The organism is Acerihabitans arboris, from assembly GCF_010131535.1.
In the GTDB taxonomy this organism is placed as follows: Bacteria; Pseudomonadota; Gammaproteobacteria; order Enterobacterales; family Enterobacteriaceae; genus Acerihabitans; species Acerihabitans arboris.
In genome coordinates this window covers 379,385-397,476 of the sequence record NZ_WUBS01000002.1, presented here as the reverse complement: position 1 = coordinate 397,476, position 18,092 = coordinate 379,385, and the positions used below count along the sequence as shown (strand labels likewise).

18 protein-coding genes are annotated in these 18,092 nt (G+C 58.4%); 11 read left to right on the top strand and 7 right to left on the bottom strand.

What is annotated here, in order from left to right:
* The first annotated feature begins 76 nt into the window (after nucleotides 1-76).
* Nucleotides 77-1,141, top strand: a complete 1,065-nt coding sequence (gene trhO / locus GRH90_RS04035; RefSeq protein WP_162364600.1) for an oxygen-dependent tRNA uridine(34) hydroxylase TrhO — start codon at nucleotides 77-79, stop codon at nucleotides 1,139-1,141.
* Nucleotides 1,142-1,211: 70 nt separating this feature from the next.
* On the opposite strand, the gene solA is transcribed toward trhO, so the two are convergent.
* From solA to rne, 6 genes are all read right to left on the bottom strand, one after another.
* A complete protein-coding gene (solA, locus tag GRH90_RS04030) occupies nucleotides 1,212-2,330 on the bottom strand; it encodes an N-methyl-L-tryptophan oxidase (RefSeq protein WP_162364599.1) in 1,119 nt (372 codons plus the stop codon).
* 164 nt (nucleotides 2,331-2,494) lie between these two features.
* The gene (gene bssS, locus GRH90_RS04025) at nucleotides 2,495-2,749 is read right to left on the bottom strand and encodes a biofilm formation regulator BssS (RefSeq protein ID WP_162364598.1); all 255 of its coding nucleotides are present in this window, start codon (nucleotides 2,747-2,749) and stop codon (nucleotides 2,495-2,497) included.
* Between the two features lie 219 nt (nucleotides 2,750-2,968).
* Nucleotides 2,969-3,238: a hypothetical protein gene (locus GRH90_RS04020; RefSeq protein ID WP_162364597.1), complete on the bottom strand. Its 270-nt coding sequence runs from the start codon at nucleotides 3,236-3,238 to the stop codon at nucleotides 2,969-2,971.
* A gap of 179 nt (nucleotides 3,239-3,417) precedes the next feature.
* On the bottom strand, nucleotides 3,418-3,657 hold the full coding sequence (gene dinI, locus GRH90_RS04015) for a DNA damage-inducible protein I (protein WP_162364694.1): 240 nt from the start codon (nucleotides 3,655-3,657) through the stop codon (nucleotides 3,418-3,420).
* 143 nt (nucleotides 3,658-3,800) lie between these two features.
* Nucleotides 3,801-4,847, bottom strand: a complete 1,047-nt coding sequence (pyrC, locus tag GRH90_RS04010) for a dihydroorotase (protein WP_162364596.1) — start codon at nucleotides 4,845-4,847, stop codon at nucleotides 3,801-3,803.
* Nucleotides 4,848-4,978: 131 nt separating this feature from the next.
* Nucleotides 4,979-8,755, bottom strand: coding sequence for a ribonuclease E (gene rne, locus GRH90_RS04005; protein ID WP_162364595.1), 3,777 nt, complete (start codon nucleotides 8,753-8,755; stop codon nucleotides 4,979-4,981).
* A gap of 564 nt (nucleotides 8,756-9,319) precedes the next feature.
* Here rne and rluC point away from each other — a divergent pair.
* Nucleotides 9,320-10,276, top strand: a complete 957-nt coding sequence (gene rluC / locus GRH90_RS04000; protein WP_162364594.1) for a 23S rRNA pseudouridine(955/2504/2580) synthase RluC — start codon at nucleotides 9,320-9,322, stop codon at nucleotides 10,274-10,276.
* Between the two features lie 72 nt (nucleotides 10,277-10,348).
* Here the strand turns inward: rluC and GRH90_RS03995 are convergent, their stop codons facing one another.
* A complete protein-coding gene (locus tag GRH90_RS03995) occupies nucleotides 10,349-10,939 on the bottom strand; it encodes a Maf family protein (protein WP_162364593.1) in 591 nt (196 codons plus the stop codon).
* Nucleotides 10,940-11,079: 140 nt separating this feature from the next.
* On the opposite strand from GRH90_RS03995, the gene yceD reads away from it, so the two are divergent.
* From yceD to pabC, 9 genes are all read left to right on the top strand, one after another.
* On the top strand, nucleotides 11,080-11,601 hold the full coding sequence (gene yceD / locus GRH90_RS03990) for a 23S rRNA accumulation protein YceD (protein WP_162364592.1): 522 nt from the start codon (nucleotides 11,080-11,082) through the stop codon (nucleotides 11,599-11,601).
* Nucleotides 11,602-11,617: 16 nt separating this feature from the next.
* Nucleotides 11,618-11,788, top strand: coding sequence for a 50S ribosomal protein L32 (rpmF, locus tag GRH90_RS03985; protein WP_162364591.1), 171 nt, complete (start codon nucleotides 11,618-11,620; stop codon nucleotides 11,786-11,788).
* Between the two features lie 15 nt (nucleotides 11,789-11,803).
* Complete coding sequence (gene plsX, locus GRH90_RS03980; RefSeq protein ID WP_162364590.1) at nucleotides 11,804-12,838, top strand: phosphate acyltransferase PlsX; 1,035 nt, start codon at nucleotides 11,804-11,806, stop codon at nucleotides 12,836-12,838.
* A 6-nt stretch (nucleotides 12,839-12,844) separates the two neighbouring features.
* Nucleotides 12,845-13,798, top strand: a complete 954-nt coding sequence (locus GRH90_RS03975; protein ID WP_162364589.1) for a beta-ketoacyl-ACP synthase III — start codon at nucleotides 12,845-12,847, stop codon at nucleotides 13,796-13,798.
* A gap of 18 nt (nucleotides 13,799-13,816) precedes the next feature.
* Entirely contained in the window at nucleotides 13,817-14,746 is a 930-nt protein-coding gene (gene fabD / locus GRH90_RS03970) for an ACP S-malonyltransferase (protein WP_162364588.1), read from the top strand.
* A 14-nt stretch (nucleotides 14,747-14,760) separates the two neighbouring features.
* Complete coding sequence (fabG, locus tag GRH90_RS03965; protein ID WP_162364587.1) at nucleotides 14,761-15,495, top strand: 3-oxoacyl-ACP reductase FabG; 735 nt, start codon at nucleotides 14,761-14,763, stop codon at nucleotides 15,493-15,495.
* Between the two features lie 154 nt (nucleotides 15,496-15,649).
* The gene (gene acpP, locus GRH90_RS03960; RefSeq protein ID WP_011410921.1) at nucleotides 15,650-15,886 is read left to right on the top strand and encodes an acyl carrier protein; all 237 of its coding nucleotides are present in this window, start codon (nucleotides 15,650-15,652) and stop codon (nucleotides 15,884-15,886) included.
* Nucleotides 15,887-15,968: 82 nt separating this feature from the next.
* Nucleotides 15,969-17,210 (top strand): beta-ketoacyl-ACP synthase II, encoded by a 1,242-nt coding sequence (fabF, locus tag GRH90_RS03955; RefSeq protein WP_162364586.1) that lies wholly within the window; start codon nucleotides 15,969-15,971, stop codon nucleotides 17,208-17,210.
* Nucleotides 17,211-17,290: 80 nt separating this feature from the next.
* On the top strand, nucleotides 17,291-18,091 hold the full coding sequence (gene pabC / locus GRH90_RS03950) for an aminodeoxychorismate lyase (protein WP_162364585.1): 801 nt from the start codon (nucleotides 17,291-17,293) through the stop codon (nucleotides 18,089-18,091).
* Nucleotide 18,092 lies beyond the last annotated feature (1 nt).

Here is an 18,092-nt window from a genome sequence, read left to right as displayed (position 1 = left end):
GATCTAACGTTAGCAAGTTAATTTGCTCGCAAACCCACTATAAATGCTTTTTTCACCTGCAACAGGAACGTACCACATGCCAGTGTTACATAACCGTGTTTCGAACGACGAGCTCAGGGCGCTGATGCTGGCCGAGACCGAGCCGCGCGTTACCCTTTCATTCTACAAATATTTCCGCATCGTGGAGCCGCAGGCTTTTCGTGATGGACTCTATAAGACGATGCGGGCCCTGCGTGTTTTCGGCCGGGTCTATATTGCCGGCGAAGGGATTAACGCCCAGGTCAGCGTGCCGAAAAACCGTTTCGCCGCCTTCAAATCCGCCCTGTATGCCGCCGATGCGTCCCTGGACGGACTGCGGCTGAATATCGCCCTGGATGACGACGGCAAATCCTTCTGGGTGCTGCGCATGAAGGTGCGGGAACGCATCGTCGCCGACGGCATCAGCGATCCCACTTTCGATCCGTCCAACGTCGGTCGCTATCTTACCGCCGAACAGGTCAACGCCATGGCCGACGATCCCCGGACGTTATTCGTCGACATGCGCAATCACTATGAATATGAGGTCGGTCATTTCGACCACGCCATCGAGATTCCCTCGGATACCTTCCGCGAGCAGTTGCCGATGGCGGTCGAGATGTTGGATAAAGACAAAGACAAAAATATCGTCATGTACTGTACCGGCGGCATTCGTTGCGAAAAGGCCAGCGCCTACATGCTGCATCATGGTTTTGAACATGTTTACCATGTGGAAGGCGGCATTATCGAATATGCCCGGCGGGCCAGGGAGCAGGGATTACCGCTGAAGTTTACCGGCAAGAATTTTGTGTTCGACGAGCGCCTCGGCGAGCGCATTACCCCCGATGTGATAGCGCATTGCCATCAATGCGGCCAGCCTTGCGATACCCATGTCAACTGCCTGAACCAGGGATGCCATCTGCTGTTTATCCAGTGCCCGGCCTGCGCGGAGAAATACCGGGGATGCTGCAGCGATATCTGCCGGGACGAACTGGCGCTGCCGCTGGACGAGCAGCGCGCGCGGCGGGCGGGCCGTGAAAACGGCATGAAGATTTTTAATAAATCGCGGCAGCGCTTATCGTTAACCCGGCCGGGGGATCGGCCTGAGGAAAGCGGCGGCCAATAAGCCCGGGGCGGCGGCCTGCGGCACAGGGGGAAATACGCCCTGACTCCCGCCCATGACGGGCGGCAAGCCGTTACCCGAAACGCCGCAGCCGGAATGGCGACAGATCAAAGTCGCTTTCGCGTCCGGCGGCAAAACCGGCGGCGATCTCGCCCAGCACGCTGGCAAATTTAAAACCATGGCCGCTCAGGCCGCTGACGATCAGCATGTCATCATTGCCGGGCAGGGTATCGATAATAAAATCCTCGTCCGGCGAGAGATCATAGGTACAGGCTTGGCCGGACAGGCAAACGCCCACCCCGGGCAAAAAATGCCTCAGGAACCCAAAGGTTTCATTCCCGTCCGCGGCATAACTGCCGAACGGCGTGCGTTGCCCCGGCTCGCCGATCGGCTGGCCGCCGTCGTGCCTGCCCACCTTGAGTTCATTTTTTATGGCCGGGAAACCATAATATTGGCCGCCGTCCGGGGTTAACGCGGTAAAGGCCGGGAAATGGTTATCCTCGCTGAAACGGCCGTCGGCCTGGTGCCAGGAAAACACCTTGCGCACCGGACGCACCGGCAGCGACGGCAGCAATGTTTTTACCCAGGTGCCGGCCGAGACCAGCAGTTTACGCGCCTGGTAATGGCTGCCTTCCACGGTGGTGACGTCGAACGCCGTGGACTGGCGGCTTATATCGGTGACGCCGCAGTTGAACAGCTGGGCGCAGCCGGCCTGCTCGGCCAGGCGGATGTAGGTGCCCACCGCCAGTTCCGACTTCAGGTAACCCGCCCGGGATTCAAACACCCCCAGATAATCGTCCGGCAGGCTAAATTCCGGCCAGCGGGCGTTAACCTGGGCGGCATTGAGCATTTCACAGGGCAGGCTATAGGCCTGCACGCTGCCGATGGCGCGTTTGATAAAATCCGCCTGGCGCGGTCCAAGATTGAGGACGCCGCTGCGGTGGAATAATGGCGTGCCGCTCCGAACCGCCAGTTCTTCCCACAGCGTCTGCGCCCGCAGCACCATGGGGACATATTTTTCACCTTCGCCATAGGCATGCCGGATGATCCTGGTATCGCCATGATGGCTGCCAGCATGATGAGGTGGAAACGCGGCGTCAATCATCAATACGTTGAGGCCGGCTTCGGTAGCGTAGAAACCTGCGGCGGAGCCGACGGAGCCGCTGCCGATAATAATCAGATCGTATACCATGCTCATTTTTCCTGCTGGGCCCCGTTCAAACCGATGGGTGGAGGAAGCGGGTAAAAAGGTCCGGACATAGGGAGGGCATTGTCATCTGGCGGAAACATGCCGCCAGCATAATAAAAAAAGCACCCGGTGCAAAGCAACGGGTGCCTGAGGGGTAGTGTTCGAGATTAATGCTTACGGTGATCAAGATCCTGATATTCCGTCGATTCGATTTTGGCGATGCCCGCTTCCAGGATAGAAATTAACTGTTTCGCAACGTCGGTGGTCAGCCATAAGGTCCTGTCCACTTCCGCGTCTTCGGCGGCCTGGCTGGTGGAATTGATGTAGTGCAGGCGGATCATCATGGCGTTGTAAGCGTCTACGGTGCTGATGTCCCAGCCGACCAACGGGTGGGTATGTATAATCTCGTTTTTTCTGTCCATAAATACCCCTTTCTGACTCGTTAAATAAAAATAAAGAGTGTCTTTGAGGCTAAATGCGGCTCCTTTTTAGCGAGCTGTTTAAGTATACCCTTGTTTGTCACTTTTTTTGCTAATTGAACGATTTTTTTTAACTTTTGCAATAATCAGTAAAAGGAATAATCAGAATTGAAGGCCGGCGCCGACGCAATCGTCATCGTCAGAGGATGAGGGGGATGCCGGCTAAGACGCGGCGGGAGGAATGACCGGGCCGATGCGCTTGGCCAGCTCTTCGGCCAGCTGGGCGAAGTATTTTTGCATGATGGCGTCGCGGTTTTGGTTCTGTGATTCCAGCATCAGGTTATGGACGAGCAGCTGGTTGGCCTTTTCATCCAGGCTGAAAGACAGGTAGGAGAAAGCGATCTCCAGCACGTTAAGCCTGCGCTGCTGTTCACCGATTAACGCCAGCAGTTCGCCGAACGTCATTGCTTCTTCAGGTTTATTGGCAATCATATGGGCTTTCTCCCCGGGACGGCTGTTGCGGTATGCGCTGCCTGGGGTGATTACAGCCCAGAAAAATGCTTTTGCCAATAGGGCGGGCGCATATTTTCGGCAAAAGGTCCGGCTTAACAGGGTTTTTGGCATAAAAAAGCCGGGATAAATCCCGGCGAAGCGACAGTACAAACTTCTTATTATTGAGAGTCAAACCAATCGTCGGCGCTTTCCCACGTTTCTTGCAGGATATCGGTGATCAGCACCTTATCTTCTTTACTGCCTCCCATTACGCTTATGCCGTTGGCGCCCGCATAGCGCACCTGGACATGGGAGTCGGTGAACTGTTTATCAATCCGAGCCGTGAATTCCTTGGTCAATGCCTCAAGCGCGCCTGCGGGAAGCGGTGTCGCTTTAGCAAGGGTAATTTCGATACGCATATTTTTTCTCATAGTATCAATGCCTGTTTATTTATACAGTGTCGCCAGCAGGAGTGCAAGCGGCAACGCTATTTTTATTCAACGGCGCATAGTCATTATCCCCGGTCCCGCCTTTCCCACGCCCGGCATGCCAAATCCCGCCGTCAGGCGTCAACCGACCAGTTCAACACCTGTCCGGCCAGGAAAGGCACCAGGGTGTCGTCCCCAAGGGCAATGCTTTCCGGCTGCGCCAGCGGGCTGCGGCGCAGGGTAATGACCGCCTCATTGATCGGCAAGCCGTAAAAACGCGGGCCGTTAAGCGAGCAAAAGGCTTCAAAATGCGCCAGGGCGCCGATTTCTTCAAATACCGCGGCATACGCGGCCAGGACGTTGGGCGCATTAAACACGCCCGCGCAGCCGCAGTCGGACTCCTTGCGGTTACGGCCGTGGGGAGCCGAGTCGGTGCCCAGGAAAAGACGATCGCAGCCGCTGGCAACGGCCGCGCGCAGCGCCGCCTGATGCGTGTTGCGTTTCAGGATCGGCAGGCAGTATAGATGCGGGCGAACGCCGCCCACCAGCATATGATTGCGATTAAACATCAGATGCTGCGGCGTGATGGTCGCCGCCAGATTGCGGTCCGCGGCCAGCACATACTGGGCGGCTTCCCGGGTGGTGATATGTTCCAGGACAATTTTCAGCGTGGGGAACCGGGCGCGGACCGGCTCCAGGACCTGTTCGATAAAACGCGCCTCACGATCGAAGATATCGATCTCCGCCGCCGTGACCTCGCCGTGGATCAGCAGCGGCATGCCGATCTCCGCCATGGCGCCGAGCAGGGGATAAATACCGGTGATGCTGGTCACGCCGTGGCTGGAGTTGGTGGTGGCATTGGCCGGATATAATTTCGCCGCGGTAAATATGCTCTGCGCGAACCCCTCAACCAGCTGCGTTTTATCCAGCGTATCGGTGAGATAGCAGGTCATCAGCGGCTGGAAGCGGTGGCCGGCGGGTAACGCCGCCAGGATCCGCTCGCGGTAGGCGACGGCCTGTTCCATGGAGACGATCGGCGGCGTCAGATTGGGCATCACGATCGCCCGGGCAAAGACGCTGCTGGTATAGGGTAATACGGTACGCAGCATATCGTCGTCGCGTAAATGCAGGTGCCAGTCGTCGGGACGGCGGATGGTGAGTTCTGTGGGCTGTGCGGTCATGGATAACGCTCCGGCTATTGGGTACGGACAAAACGGATCAGGGTCAGATTAACGGCGGGGTATAAGAATAAGCATATCATGCGGAAGATGCATCATAAAAAAACCCGCCGAAGCGGGTTTGTCAGGCAATATCAGTCTTCGTCTTCGGGCGTGGGCCGGGTTGCCGGCGCGGCGGCCTGGTTGGCGGCCGCATGGCCCCCGGCCGATCCACGTCCCTCAAACCGGTATTCCGGACGATGCCACTCCTTGACAGGCTCCGGCGCCGGAATGTAGACCGGCGCGGGGGCCTTGGTCATCGGCGCGCTGACATGCTGGCCAAGGCGCGTTTGCGCCTCATCGGCATTAGTCCGCCGATCGTCCGGTTTTTCAGCCGCCGTGGACGCCGGGGCTGGCAGCGGTTCGGCGTCGGCTACCGGCGCCGGTTGCGTATCGGCTTCCGGCGCGGTTGGCTCCGGCGCCGGTTGCGTTTCGGCGGCAGGCGCGGTTGGCTCCGGCGCCGGTTGCGTTTCGGCGGCAGGGGAGGTTGGCTCCGGCGCCGGTTGCGTTTCGGCGGCAGGGGAGGTTGGCTCCGGCGCCGGTTGCGTTTCGGCGGCAGGCGAGGTTGGCTTCGGCGCCGGTTGCGCCAGGCGCGATATCTGCAATGCGGCGATGATGTCGTCGGAAAGCAGGACTATCGCCGGTTGGCTCTCGGCAGTCGCCGGCGTCGCGCTTGCCGGTTGCTGAAGTTCCGGCTGGCGTTCGGCGGGTGTTTCCCGGGCAAGCGTTGCAAACGAGGCGCTTTCGGCAGGCATTGCGGCAACGGCGGATGAACTCCCGGTCGGGGCGGCGGGCTGCGCGCTATCGGCCGGCCTGGCCGCAACGGCGGAGGCCTCGCCTGTGACAGCCGCGGCCGGTTTGGCCTTGGCCAGGATATCCTGCGCCATGTGCCGGTCTTCCGGGTTCACGACGTCAGGCACCCGATCGGCGGCCGCCTGTTGGACCGGCGTCGGTTCCACCGGCACCAGGGTCGCGGCGGGAAGGTCCTGCTGCGCCAGGGCATCGGCGAGCGTTGCGCCGTTATCCCCGGCGATAGGTTCAGCTGCCGGGCTGGCGTGGGACTCTGCCGCTGCGCTATCGCGGGTGTGATCGCCGACGCGCGCCGCGCTGTCGACGGCATCATCCGCAGCAGTCGGCAGTTGCGTCACGTTTTCAGCAACGGCCGCAGCGGGCTCCGGCAGTTCACTCACCGGCGCCGGATTTTGCTCGAAACGCTCCACCGGGGTAATGGGGTAGCTGATCCAGACTTTGCCGGAGGCCATCTCGGGCGAGGCCACCGCGTTGCTTAACGGCATCGGCGACTGACCAAGGTAGCGTTCGTCACGATAACGGCGACGACGCTGTCCGCTGACCCGCAGATGACGCGGCGAACGGCGCGAACGACGGGGCAGGCCCGCTTCACTGCCGTTGCGGCCTTCCTGCGCCGGGTTGTCCAGCCCCTCAGGCGCCGGGGCGTCTTCGGTTTGGAACATAGCGGCGGGATGCGGGGCGTTGTCTTCCCGCGCCGTATCGGCGACTGTCGCCACCTGCGTGCCGGTGGACGGTTCGTCGCTAACCCGGACTTTCTGGGTCAGGTTGCGACGTTGGCGACGCGGCACCACCGGGGTGGGTTTATCTTCATCAATAACCGACTCGGCAAGTTCCTGCGTTTCAGGCTCAATGACATCAACCACCTCGGCCGGCAGGGGCGCGGTTTCCTGCTGCTGACGTTTGTCTTCCTGGCGACGACGCGGACGATCGGCGCGGGGTTCGCGACGCTGCGGCTGCTCTTCATCAAGCTGTGGTTTCTCAATGATATCGGCATTAAGCGCCTCGGTCTCGACCGGCGCGTTCTGGCGTTTGCCTTTACGCAGATCGTCACGGGGCTCGCGACGCTCGCGGGGTTCCCTCGGCTCACGGGCCTCGCGCGGCTGGCGTCCTTCCTGCGGGGCGCGCTGTTCGCGCTCGCCGCCGCGCTCGCCGTTACGATCGCGGCGAACATTCTGGCGGCGCTGTCCCCGGCGATCCTGCTGCTGACGGCGTGGCGCCTCGGCCGCTTCGACCGGCGTCTCTACGGCTTTCGGTTGCGCCGGCTCGGCGGTTTTTACCGATGTATCTTCTTCAGGGTCGCTGAACCAGCTCTTCAGACGGTTCACCGCGCGGCTGAATAATCCGGCGCTAGCCGGCTCGGCGGGTTTCGCGGGTTTGACCACGACCTTGGCGGCGATGACCCGGGCGGCGGGCGCTGTTTCCTCAGCGATCGGCTCAGGAGACATCGGCGGCGAATCCGGCATGACAAACGCGGCCAGCGCGGGTTGCTCCGGCAGCTTACGTTCGGCCGCCGGCTCTTCGGAAGGTTGGGCCATTTCCGCTTCGTGCAACTGCGGCAGCAAATAGCTCAGGGTCGGCGCTTCTTCGCCCTTGCGCACGCGCAGCACCGCATAATGCGGGGTTTGCATTTGATCGTGCGGCACGATAATGGCCCGCACGCCGCCCTGGCGGCGTTCGATGGCATTGACCGAATCACGCTTTTCATTGAGCAGGTAAGAGGCGATCTGCACCGGCACGATGGCATGGACTTCGTGAGTGTTTTCTTTCAACGCCTCTTCTTCAATCAGGCGCAAAATAGACAGCGACAGCGATTCGTTATCACGAATGGTGCCGGTGCCGCCGCAGCGCGGGCACACATGGTGACTGGATTCGCCTAACGACGGGCTCAGGCGCTGGCGCGACAGTTCAAGCAAACCAAAACGCGAGATACGGCCGATCTGGATGCGCGCGCGATCCTGGCGCACCGATTCACGCAGGCAATTTTCCACTTCACGCTGGTGGCGCACCGGGGTCATATCAATAAAGTCGATGACGATCAGGCCGCCTAAATCGCGCAGGCGTAATTGGCGGGCAATTTCATCGGCGGCTTCCAGGTTGGTGTTAAAGGCAGTTTCCTCGATATCGCCGCCGCGGGTGGAGCGGGCGGAGTTGATATCGATGGCGGTCAGCGCTTCGGTGGTGTCGATGACGATGGAACCGCCGGAAGGCAGGCGCACTTCACGCTGGAAGGCGGATTCAATCTGCGATTCGATCTGGTAATGGCTGAACAGCGGGATTTCGCCGCTGTAGAGTTTTATCTTACTGCTGAAATCAGGACGTCCCAGCGACGCGATATGCTCTTTGGCCTTTTCGAGCACCTTAGGGTTATCGATAAGGATCTCGCCGATATCCGGACGCAAATAGTCTCGGAAGGCGCGCACGATGACGTTGCTTTCCTGATGGATCAGGAAAGGCGCGGGGCGGCCTTCGGCGGCTTTTTTAATCGCTTCCCAATGTTTAATGCGAAAAGCCAGATCCCACTGCAGCGCATCGGCGGATTTACCCACGCCGGCGGTACGGACGATAAGGCCCATGCCGTCAGGTAATTCCAGCGAAGACAGCGCTTCCTTCAGCTCGGTGCGATCGTCGCCCTCGATACGACGGGAGATCCCGCCGGCGCGGGGATTGTTCGGCATCAGGACCAGATAACTGCCGGCCAGGCTGATAAAGGTGGTGAGCGCCGCGCCTTTATTGCCGCGCTCTTCCTTATCGACCTGAACAATCACTTCCTGGCCTTCCCGCAGCACGTCCTTGATATTCGGGCGGCCATGGGAAGAATACTGGGCAGGGAAATACTCGCGGGCAATTTCTTTCAGGGGAAGAAATCCGTGACGCTCGGCGCCGTAATCTACAAACGCCGCTTCAAGGCTGGGTTCAATTCGGGTGATTTTGCCCTTGTAAATATTGGCTTTTTTCTGTTCATGACCCGGGCTTTCAATATCCAGATCGTACAGCTTCTGGCCATCTACCAGAGCAACCCGCAACTCTTCTTGCTGAGTTGCGTTGATTAACATTCTCTTCATCTTAACTTACTCTTTTTTATGCATTGGCATCAGAGCTGCGGGCAAAAAAACGCATGACCGGGTGATAACCGACGGCCCCGTGACTTGTCGCAAAACCGTCAACCTCACGGTTGTCGCTCGCAGAGGGGCGCATTATTTCGGTAGCCTGTTTTCAGAGAGAAAGACAGCGCATTTACAGCGGGAATCACGTCTGATAACTGTCGCCAGAACGAATTCCTTTTGCCGGCCAAGCTGCAATCCGCAGCCCGCTAACTGCCTGATTAATCAATACGTCTTACGCCATTGCTGCGTGTATGTTTAATCCGGCAAATTTGAAAATTCCACGATTTCTCGCCTTTAACGCGAGCAGAGCGGAAAGTTAATACATTATTCCACCGCTGACACTCATATAGCAAGGCGACATTACCTCTTGGCAACAAGAATTCGACTTATGGTTACATTCCTGCCAGGCCTGCCCGCTGCGCAGCCGAAATCCACCCGAAAAACTTTCTTACCAATTAAAGCACAGTTAAGCACAGAAAAAGGAGTGGCGCTATGCTGGCGGTATATTTAGAATCGCGTCCCATGAATGAAAATAATGCGGCAGTACAGTTTATAACCGTTTCCGCGGATGAAGCCGGCCAGCGGATCGACAACTTTTTGCGTACCCGGTTAAAAGGCGTACCGAAGAGCATGATTTATCGCATCGTGCGAAAAGGGGAAGTGCGGGTCAATAAAAAACGGGTCAAGCCGGAATACAAACTGCTGGACGGCGATGAGTTGAGGATCCCGCCGGTACGCCAATCGGCGCCGGATCAGGCCGCCGTGTCGCCGCTGCTGGATAAAGTGGCGGCGCTGGCGGATGCGGTATTGTATGAAGACGATCATCTGCTGATTTTAAACAAACCGTCGGGGACGGCGGTGCATGGCGGCAGCGGCTTAAGCTTCGGCGTCATCGAAGGGCTGCGCGCCCTGCGTCCCGATGCCCGTTTCCTGGAGTTGGTCCACCGGCTGGATCGGGATACCTCCGGGGTGCTGCTGGTGGCCAAGAAACGCTCGGCCCTGCGTTTGCTGCACGAGCAGCTGCGCATGAAAGGCATGCAAAAGGATTACCTGGCGCTGGTTGCCGGCGAATGGCCGTCGCAGACCAAGTCGGTCAGCGCGCCGTTACTGAAGAATATCCTCGCCAGCGGCGAGCGGATCGTGCGCGTGGGCAACGACGGCAAACCTTCGGAAACGCGCTTTAAGGTGGAAGAGCGTTTTGTCCATGCCACGCTGGTGAAAGCCAGCCCGGTCACCGGCCGTACCCACCAGATACGCGTCCATGCCCAGTATGCCGGTCATCCGATTGCCTTTGACGATCGCTACGGCGACGCACAGTTTGATCAGCAGCTCAAGGGGTCGGGCCTGCACCGGTTGTTTTTGCACGCCGCCGCCTTGCGTTTCGAGCATCCGGACACCGGCGAGACCATGCGGATCGAAGCGCCGCTGGACAAGGCGTTGCGCCACTGCCTGGCGTATCTGCGCGCCAACGATAAATAAAGCCGGGCGCACGGGGCCGCATTGCCAAGCAGTGATGTCAGGCTATATTCGGGCCGCATTATCAGAATAGCGCTATGGGTTGCGCAGCAGGGGGTTAACCCCCTCGTTGCGCAGCATCGCGCCCAGCGCCATCAGGGGCAGGCCGATTAACGCATTGGGGTCGCGCCCCTCAAGGGCGTCGAACAAGCTGATGCCCAGGCCTTCGCTCTTGAAGCTGCCCGCGCTGCCCAGCGGCTGGTCCAGCGCCACGTAGCCCGCTATTTCCCGGTCGGTCAGCGTGCGAAAAGTGACGTAAAACGGCTCTACCGTCCGCTGGGTCGCGCCCGTCAGGCTGTTAAGCAGCACCAGTCCGGTATAAAACGTCACGCGCCGGCCGCTGGCTTGCCGCAACTGGCCGACGGCGTTTTCCCGCGTATGCGGTTTGCCGGTGATGCGGCCCGCCAACACGCAACACTGATCGGAACCGATAATCAGATGGTCGGGGTAACGGCCGGCCAACGCGCGGGCCTTGCCCTCGGCCAGGCGCAGCACCATGGCGTCGGCGGATTCGTTCGCCAGGGGCGTTTCGTCTATATCCGGCGCGACGGCAATAAAGGGCAGGGTTAATTTTTCCATTAAAGTCCGCCGAAAGGGCGACGAGGAGGCCAAAACAATTTTGCACATATTTTTTCATCCAACGATGGCGTATTTCCGTGCGTCATTTTAAACTGTTCGCCGCTTCGGAAGCGAATATTGATGAAAGGCGGGTAAATGTGGCCTTTTTCTTTGACTCTATGTCGTTACAAAGTTAATATGCGCGCCCTATGCAAAAGGTAAAATTACCCCTGACCATTGATGCGGCCCGTACTGCACAGAAACGCCTGGACTATGCTGGTGTCTATGCCCCTGAGCAGGTAAAGCGTATTGCCGAATCCGTGGTAAGTGTGGATAGTGATGTTCAGGCGTCGTTGTCATTTAATATTGATAATCAACGCCTGGCGGTGATCGACGGTAGCGCGGACGTAGCGGTGACGCTGATGTGCCAGCGCTGCAGCCAGCCGTTCGCGCATCAGGTACACACGACATTTTGTTTCAGCCCGGTCGTCACCGACGAACAGGCTGAGGCATTGCCGGAAGCGTACGAAGCGGTTTATGTCGATGGGTTCGGCGAGATAGACCTGTTGGCAATGATTGAAGATGAAGTTATTCTTTCGCTGCCAATCGCCCCGGTTCATGATACTGAACACTGTGAAGTGTCCGAAGCGGAACAGGTATTCGGCAAATTGCCGTCCGAGGTTGAAAAACCTAACCCGTTTTCCGTATTAGCCAGTTTAAAGCGAAAGTAATTAAGGAGTAAGGTCCATGGCCGTACAACAGAATAAACCCACCCGTTCTACCCGTGGTATGCGCCGTTCTCATGACGCGCTGACCACCTCTACCGTATCAGTGGACAAAGTCTCCGGTGAAACCCACCTGCGTCACCACATCACTGCCGACGGTTTCTACCGCGGTCGCAAAGTTATCGCCAAGTAATTTTAAGGCGATACATTGATACGTCTGACCCTGGCGTTAGATGCTATGGGCGGAGATTTCGGTCCCGCCGTGACAGTGCCTGCTGCATTGCAGGCACTGGCTTATCATCCGCAATTAGAATTGCTGCTTGTCGGCAGCCCCGCTGCGATAAATCCTTTACTGGTAAAAACTGATTCCGTTCTGCTTGAGCGATTGACGGTTGTCCCCGCCGAATCTGTTATTGCCAGTGACGCCAAACCTTCCCAGGCCATCAGGGCCAGCCGTGGTACCTCGATGCGTATCATGCTTGAGCTGATCAAGGACGGGAAGGCCCAGGCCTGTGTCAGCGCCGGCAATACCGGCGCGCTGATGGGATTGGCGAAAATGTTGATAAAGCCGCTGAACGGGATTGAGCGTCCGGCGTTGATGACCGTGTTGCCGCACCGGCAGCAGGGCAAGACCGTGGTGCTCGACCTGGGCGCCAACGTGGAATGCGACGGCGCGATGCTGGCCCAGTTCGCCATTATGGGCGCGGTCATGGCGGAAGAAATAGTGGGTGTGAATAACCCGCGGGTGGCGCTGCTTAATATCGGCGAGGAAGAGACCAAGGGTCTGGATAATATCCACCAGGCCGCGGCGTTGCTCAGAAGTATTCCGTCAATCAACTATATAGGTTATCTTGAAGCCAACGAGTTGCTGACAGGGAAGACCGATGTGCTGGTCTGTGATGGGTTTGTCGGCAACGTCACATTAAAGACCATGGAAGGGGTGATAAGACTTTTTCTGTCTTTGCTTAAATCCTCAGGGGACGGCGGCAGGCAGGGTTGGCTGATGAAATTAATTAAGCGCTGGGTGAAAAAACGCCTCGCACGCCAATTCGGCCATCTCAATCCCGACCAGTATAATGGCGCTTGTCTGTTAGGTTTGCGTGGCACGGTTGTCAAAAGCCACGGGGCGGCGAATCAGCGCGCGTTTGCCGTCGCTATCGAACAGGCAATGCAAGCGGTGGAGCGGCAGATTCCCGAGCGGATCGCCGCTCGCCTTGATGCGGTATTACCCAAGAGTGATTAAGCGTACATGTATACAAAGATTCTCGGTACCGGCAGTTTCCTGCCGGCACAAGTAAGGTCGAATGCTGACCTGGAAAAAATGGTGGACACCTCCGACGAATGGATCGTGACGCGCACCGGCATTCGTGAGCGTCGTATCGCCGGCGCGGACGAGACCGTCTCCACCATGGGTTTCGCCGCCGCGCAGCGCGCGCTGGAAATGGCCGGCGTCGAGGGGGATAAGATTGGCCTTATTATTGTCGCCACCACCTCCTCAAGCAACGCCTTTCCCAGCTCGGCGTGCGAAATCCAGCAGCATTTGGGCATCCGGGACGCCATCTCCTTTGACATGGCGGCGGCCTGCGCCGGTTTTGCCTACGCCCTGAGCGTGGCGGATCAGTATGTTAAACACGGCGCGGTGGACTATGCCCTGGTGATCGGCTCCGATACGTTGAGCCGCACGTTGGATCCCACCGATCGCGGTACGCTTATCCTGTTCGGCGATGGCGCGGGCGCCGTGCTGCTGGGGCGCTCCGAGGAACCGGGTATTCTTTCGACCCATTTACACGCGGACGGGCGCTACGGCAATTTATTGACCCTGCCGTACCACAACCGTATTGACCCGACGGCGCCGGCGTTCCTGACCATGTCGGGCAATGAAGTCTTTAAGGTGGCGGTCACCGAGCTGGCGCATATCGTCGACGAGACCCTGGACGCCAACCGGTTGGATCATTCGGCGCTGGACTGGCTGGTACCGCACCAGGCCAACCTGCGCATCATCACCGCCACGGCAAAACGCCTGAGCATGAGCATGGATAAGGTGGTGGTGACCCTGGATCGCCACGGCAATACCTCCGCCGCTTCCGTGCCGCTGGCGTTGGACGAAGCGGTGCGCGACGGCCGGATTAAGCGCGGCCAACTGGTCATGCTCGAAGCATTCGGCGGCGGCTTTACCTGGGGTTCGGCATTGATTCGGTTTTGAATTAACAGGAACATAAAAATGACAGTATTGGCAATGGTATTCCCGGGCCAGGGATCCCAGACCGTCGGTATGTTGGCAGAGCTGGCGGCGCAATTTCCGTTGATTGAGGCCACCTTCGCAGAAGCTTCCGAGGCGCTGGGCTATGATCTTTGGCAGTTGGCGCAGCAAGGCCCCGCGGAAGAGCTGAATAAAACCTGGCAAACCCAGCCGGCGCTGCTGACGGCCTCGGTGGCCCTCTGGCGCGTCTGGCAACAGCAGGGCGGCCAACAGCCGTCATGGCTGGCCGGCCACAGCCTGGGCGAATACTCGGCGCTGGTCTGCGCGGGCGTGCTGGATTTCGCCCAGTCGGCCCGGCTGGTGGAGCTGCGCGGCAGGCTGATGCAGGAAGCCGTGCCCGCGGGCGTGGGCGCCATGTCGGCGATTATCGGCCTGGACAACGCGGCGATTGAGCAGGCATGTCTGGAGTCGGCGCAGGGGCAGGTGGTTTCGCCGGTGAATTTCAATTCGCCCGGCCAGGTGGTTATCGCCGGGCATAAAGAAGCGGTCGAGCGCGCCGGCGCGGCATGCAAGGCGGCCGGCGCGAAACGCGCGCTGCCGTTGCCGGTCAGCGTACCGTCGCATTGCGCATTAATGAAACCCGCCGCGGATAAGCTGGCGCAGGCGCTGGAGAATATTACATTTTCCGCGCCCACGGTGCCGGTGGTGAATAACGTCGACGTGCGGCCCGAGACGGATCCGGACGCGATTCGCCTGGCGCTGGTGCGTCAGCTATATAATCCCGTACGCTGGACGGAAACGGTTCAATACCTTGCCGCGCAAGGGGTTGAGGTGATGCTGGAAGTCGGGCCGGGTAAAGTCCTCACCGGCTTGACCAAACGTATCGTCGACAACCTTTCCGGCGCGGCGGTTAACGATCCCGCGTCGCTGGCAGCGGCGCTTGGGCAATAATTATGGGGAATCCAATGAGCTTTGAAGGTAAAATCGCCCTGGTCACCGGCGCAAGCCGCGGTATCGGTCGCGCTATCGCTGAATTACTGGCCGAACGCGGCGCAACGGTAATCGGCACCGCCACCAGCGAACAGGGCGCCGATGCCATCAGCGCCTACCTGGGCAGCCAGGGCAAAGGGCTGCAATTGAATGTCTCCGACACCGCATCTGTTGATTCTCTTTTAGAGAAAATGCGCGCAGAATTTGGCGAAGCTGATATTTTAGTGAATAATGCCGGTATCACGCGTGATAATCTGCTGATGCGGATGAAAGAAGACGAATGGCAGTCTATCCTAGATACTAACCTGACGTCCGTATTCCGCATGTCCAAGGCGGTAATGCGCGCGATGATGAAAAAGCGTTACGGCAGAATCATTACCATCGGTTCTGTTGTAGGCTCCATGGGTAACGCCGGGCAAGCGAATTATGCCGCCGCTAAAGCCGGCTTGATCGGCTTTAGCAAATCGTTGGCCCGTGAAGTCGCCTCGCGCGGCATTACGGTCAACGTGGTAGCGCCCGGATTTATTGCGACTGATATGACTGAAGCGTTGACAGATGACCACCGTGCGGACATTTTGTCCCGGATTCCGGCAAATCGTCTCGGCGAGCCGAAAGAAATTGCCAGTGCTGTTGCTTTTTTCGCCTCTGACGAGGCGGCATACATTACCGGTGAAACGATACATGTCAACGGCGGCATGTATATGCTGTAAAAAGCACGAAAATCATTTGCGTTATTTGTGGTAAACACCGCAAAATAGCATAAAATCGTGGTTTGACCAGCCGGGATTTAGTTGCATCTTTTTCAACATTTTATACACTACGAAAACCATCGCGAAAGCGAGTTTTGATAGGAAATTTAAGAGTATGAGCACTATCGAAGAAAGCGTTAAGGCAATCATCGCTGAGCAACTGGGTGTTAAGAAAGAAGAAGTCGTAAATAATGCTTCTTTTGTCGATGACCTCGGCGCTGATTCTCTCGACACCGTTGAGCTGGTAATGGCGCTGGAAGAAGAATTTGATACAGAAATTCCGGACGAAGAAGCTGAGAAAATCACTACTGTCCAGGCAGCTATTGATTTCATTCAGGCAAGCCAGCAGTAAGCGAACATCCCTAGGCGGTCACTCGACCGCCTAAGTTTTTTGTCCCACACAGCGTCATTTTTTCCCTCCTTGGAGGACAAGCGTGTCTAAGCGTCGAGTAGTTGTGACCGGACTTGGCATGTTGTCTCCTGTCGGCAATACCGTAGAATCTACGTGGAGCGCGCTCCTAGCCGGACAGAGTGGCATCGGCCCGATCGACCATTTTGATACTACTGCCTATGCAACACGTTTTGCTGGCTTAGTGAAAAATTTTAATTGTGAAGATTATCTCTCACGCAAAGATGCGCGCAAGATGGATATTTTCATACAATACGGCATTGCCGCTGGTATCCAGGCAATGCAAGACTCCGGATTGGTTGTCACCGAAGAAAATGCGCCGCGCATCGGAGCGGCAATAGGATCGGGTATCGGCGGCCTGGGCTTGATTGAAGAAAATCATACCGCCCTGGTAAACGGCGGACCGCGCAAAATCAGTCCCTTTTTTGTGCCGTCCACCATCGTCAACATGATAGCCGGTCACCTGACCATCATGTGCGGACTGCGCGGACCAAGTATCTGCGTGGCGACGGCCTGTACCACGGGTGTGCACAATATCGGCCATGCCGCTAGGATAATCGCTTATAACGATGCGGATGTGATGTTGGCCGGTGGCGCTGAAAAGGGCAGCACGCCCCTGGGCGTTGGCGGCTTTGGCGCCGCGCGCGCCCTTTCTACCCGCAACGATAACCCCCAGGCGGCCAGCCGTCCGTGGGATCGTGACCGGGATGGTTTTGTGCTGGGCGACGGCGCCGGCGTCATGGTGCTGGAAGAATACGAGCACGCCAAAAAACGCGGCGCGAAAATCTACGCCGAAGTGGTGGGTTTTGGGATGAGCAGCGATGCCTACCATATGACCTCGCCGCCGGAAAACGGCGCGGGCGCGGCGTTGGCCATGGTCAATGCGCTGCGTGACGCGGGGATAACCCCGTCACAGGTCGGTTATATCAACGCCCACGGCACTTCCACGCCGGTCGGTGATAAAGCCGAAACCTATGCGGTGAAATCCGTGTTCGCCCGGGATGCCCATAAGGTCATGATCAGCTCCACTAAATCAATGACCGGTCATCTGCTGGGCGCCGCCGGGGCGATAGAGTCTATTTTCAGCATCCTGGCCCTGCGTGACCAGGCTATCCCGCCGACGATTAACCTGGACCACCCTGACGAAGAGTGCGATTTGGATTTTGTGCCCAATGAAGCGCGCCAGGTGCCCGGCATGGAATACGCATTGTGCAACTCATTCGGTTTCGGCGGTACCAACGGCTCGCTGGTATTCCGCAGGATTTAATCGTAAAGTGATGCCTAATGGCCCGTTTATCGGGCCATTTTTTTATCATTGCCGCATTGGCGACGCTTACCAGGTGATATATGCATTGGATCAACGGACAACCCCGGCGGCAATTGCCCGTGGGCGATCGCGCCACCCAGTTTGGCGACGGCTTTTTTACCACCGCCCGGATCCGCGCGGGGCAAATTGATCTCCTGCCCTATCATCTGGATCGCCTGGCCGAGGCCGGCGAGCGGCTGCTGTTTCCACCGTTGGACCGGCGGGTCTTGGCCCAAGAAATGCGGCAGGTGGCGGAACTCCGCCGGCAGGGCGTGCTCAAAGTGATCGTCAGCCGTGGCAGCGGCGGCAGGGGGTACAGCGCGGCCGGGTGCGACGCGCCGCTGCGCATTATTTCCCATACGGCCGCGCCGGCGCATTATGCCGCATGGCGCGAAAGCGGCGTCAGCCTTGCCCTAAGCCCCGTCAGGCTGGCGCGCAGCCCGCTGTTGGCGGGCATAAAACATCTCAACCGCCTGGAACAGGTGTTGATACGCGCCCATCTGGACCGGGATGCCAATGCCGCGGAAGCGCTGGTGCTCGACACCGAAGGGCATGTCGTGGAATGCTGCGCGGCGAATATCTTCTGGCGCGCCGGGAATGCGGTGTATACGCCCGCCCTGGCGCAGGCCGGCGTGGCCGGGGTCATGCGCCGGCACATCATGCAATTGCTGGCGTCTTCGCCGTTCAGCCTCGAGCTCGTGGAGGCACCGCCCGCCGATCTCGACACGGCCGATGAGGTGATAATCTGCAATGCGCTGATGCCGGTATTGCCGGTGAATCATATTGGTCAGCGACGTTATCATGCCAGGACCTTGTTTGAATGTGTCAGCCCGAACTGTTAAC

Coding starts and splice junctions, on each gene's coding strand:
- trhO (WP_162364600.1), top strand. CDS start 77: ATGCCAGTGTTACATAACCGTGTTTCGAACGACGAGCTCAGGGCGCTG.
- solA (WP_162364599.1), bottom strand. CDS start 2,330: ATGGTATACGATCTGATTATTATCGGCAGCGGCTCCGTCGGCTCCGCC.
- bssS (WP_162364598.1), bottom strand. CDS start 2,749: ATGGACAGAAAAAACGAGATTATACATACCCACCCGTTGGTCGGCTGG.
- GRH90_RS04020 (WP_162364597.1), bottom strand. CDS start 3,238: ATGATTGCCAATAAACCTGAAGAAGCAATGACGTTCGGCGAACTGCTG.
- dinI (WP_162364694.1), bottom strand. CDS start 3,657: ATGCGTATCGAAATTACCCTTGCTAAAGCGACACCGCTTCCCGCAGGC.
- pyrC (WP_162364596.1), bottom strand. CDS start 4,847: ATGACCGCACAGCCCACAGAACTCACCATCCGCCGTCCCGACGACTGG.
- rne (WP_162364595.1), bottom strand. CDS start 8,755: ATGAAGAGAATGTTAATCAACGCAACTCAGCAAGAAGAGTTGCGGGTT.
- rluC (WP_162364594.1), top strand. CDS start 9,320: ATGAATGAAAATAATGCGGCAGTACAGTTTATAACCGTTTCCGCGGAT.
- GRH90_RS03995 (WP_162364593.1), bottom strand. CDS start 10,939: ATGTGCAAAATTGTTTTGGCCTCCTCGTCGCCCTTTCGGCGGACTTTA.
- yceD (WP_162364592.1), top strand. CDS start 11,080: ATGCAAAAGGTAAAATTACCCCTGACCATTGATGCGGCCCGTACTGCA.
- rpmF (WP_162364591.1), top strand. CDS start 11,618: ATGGCCGTACAACAGAATAAACCCACCCGTTCTACCCGTGGTATGCGC.
- GRH90_RS03975 (WP_162364589.1), top strand. CDS start 12,845: ATGTATACAAAGATTCTCGGTACCGGCAGTTTCCTGCCGGCACAAGTA.
- fabD (WP_162364588.1), top strand. CDS start 13,817: ATGACAGTATTGGCAATGGTATTCCCGGGCCAGGGATCCCAGACCGTC.
- fabG (WP_162364587.1), top strand. CDS start 14,761: ATGAGCTTTGAAGGTAAAATCGCCCTGGTCACCGGCGCAAGCCGCGGT.
- acpP (WP_011410921.1), top strand. CDS start 15,650: ATGAGCACTATCGAAGAAAGCGTTAAGGCAATCATCGCTGAGCAACTG.
- pabC (WP_162364585.1), top strand. CDS start 17,291: ATGCATTGGATCAACGGACAACCCCGGCGGCAATTGCCCGTGGGCGAT.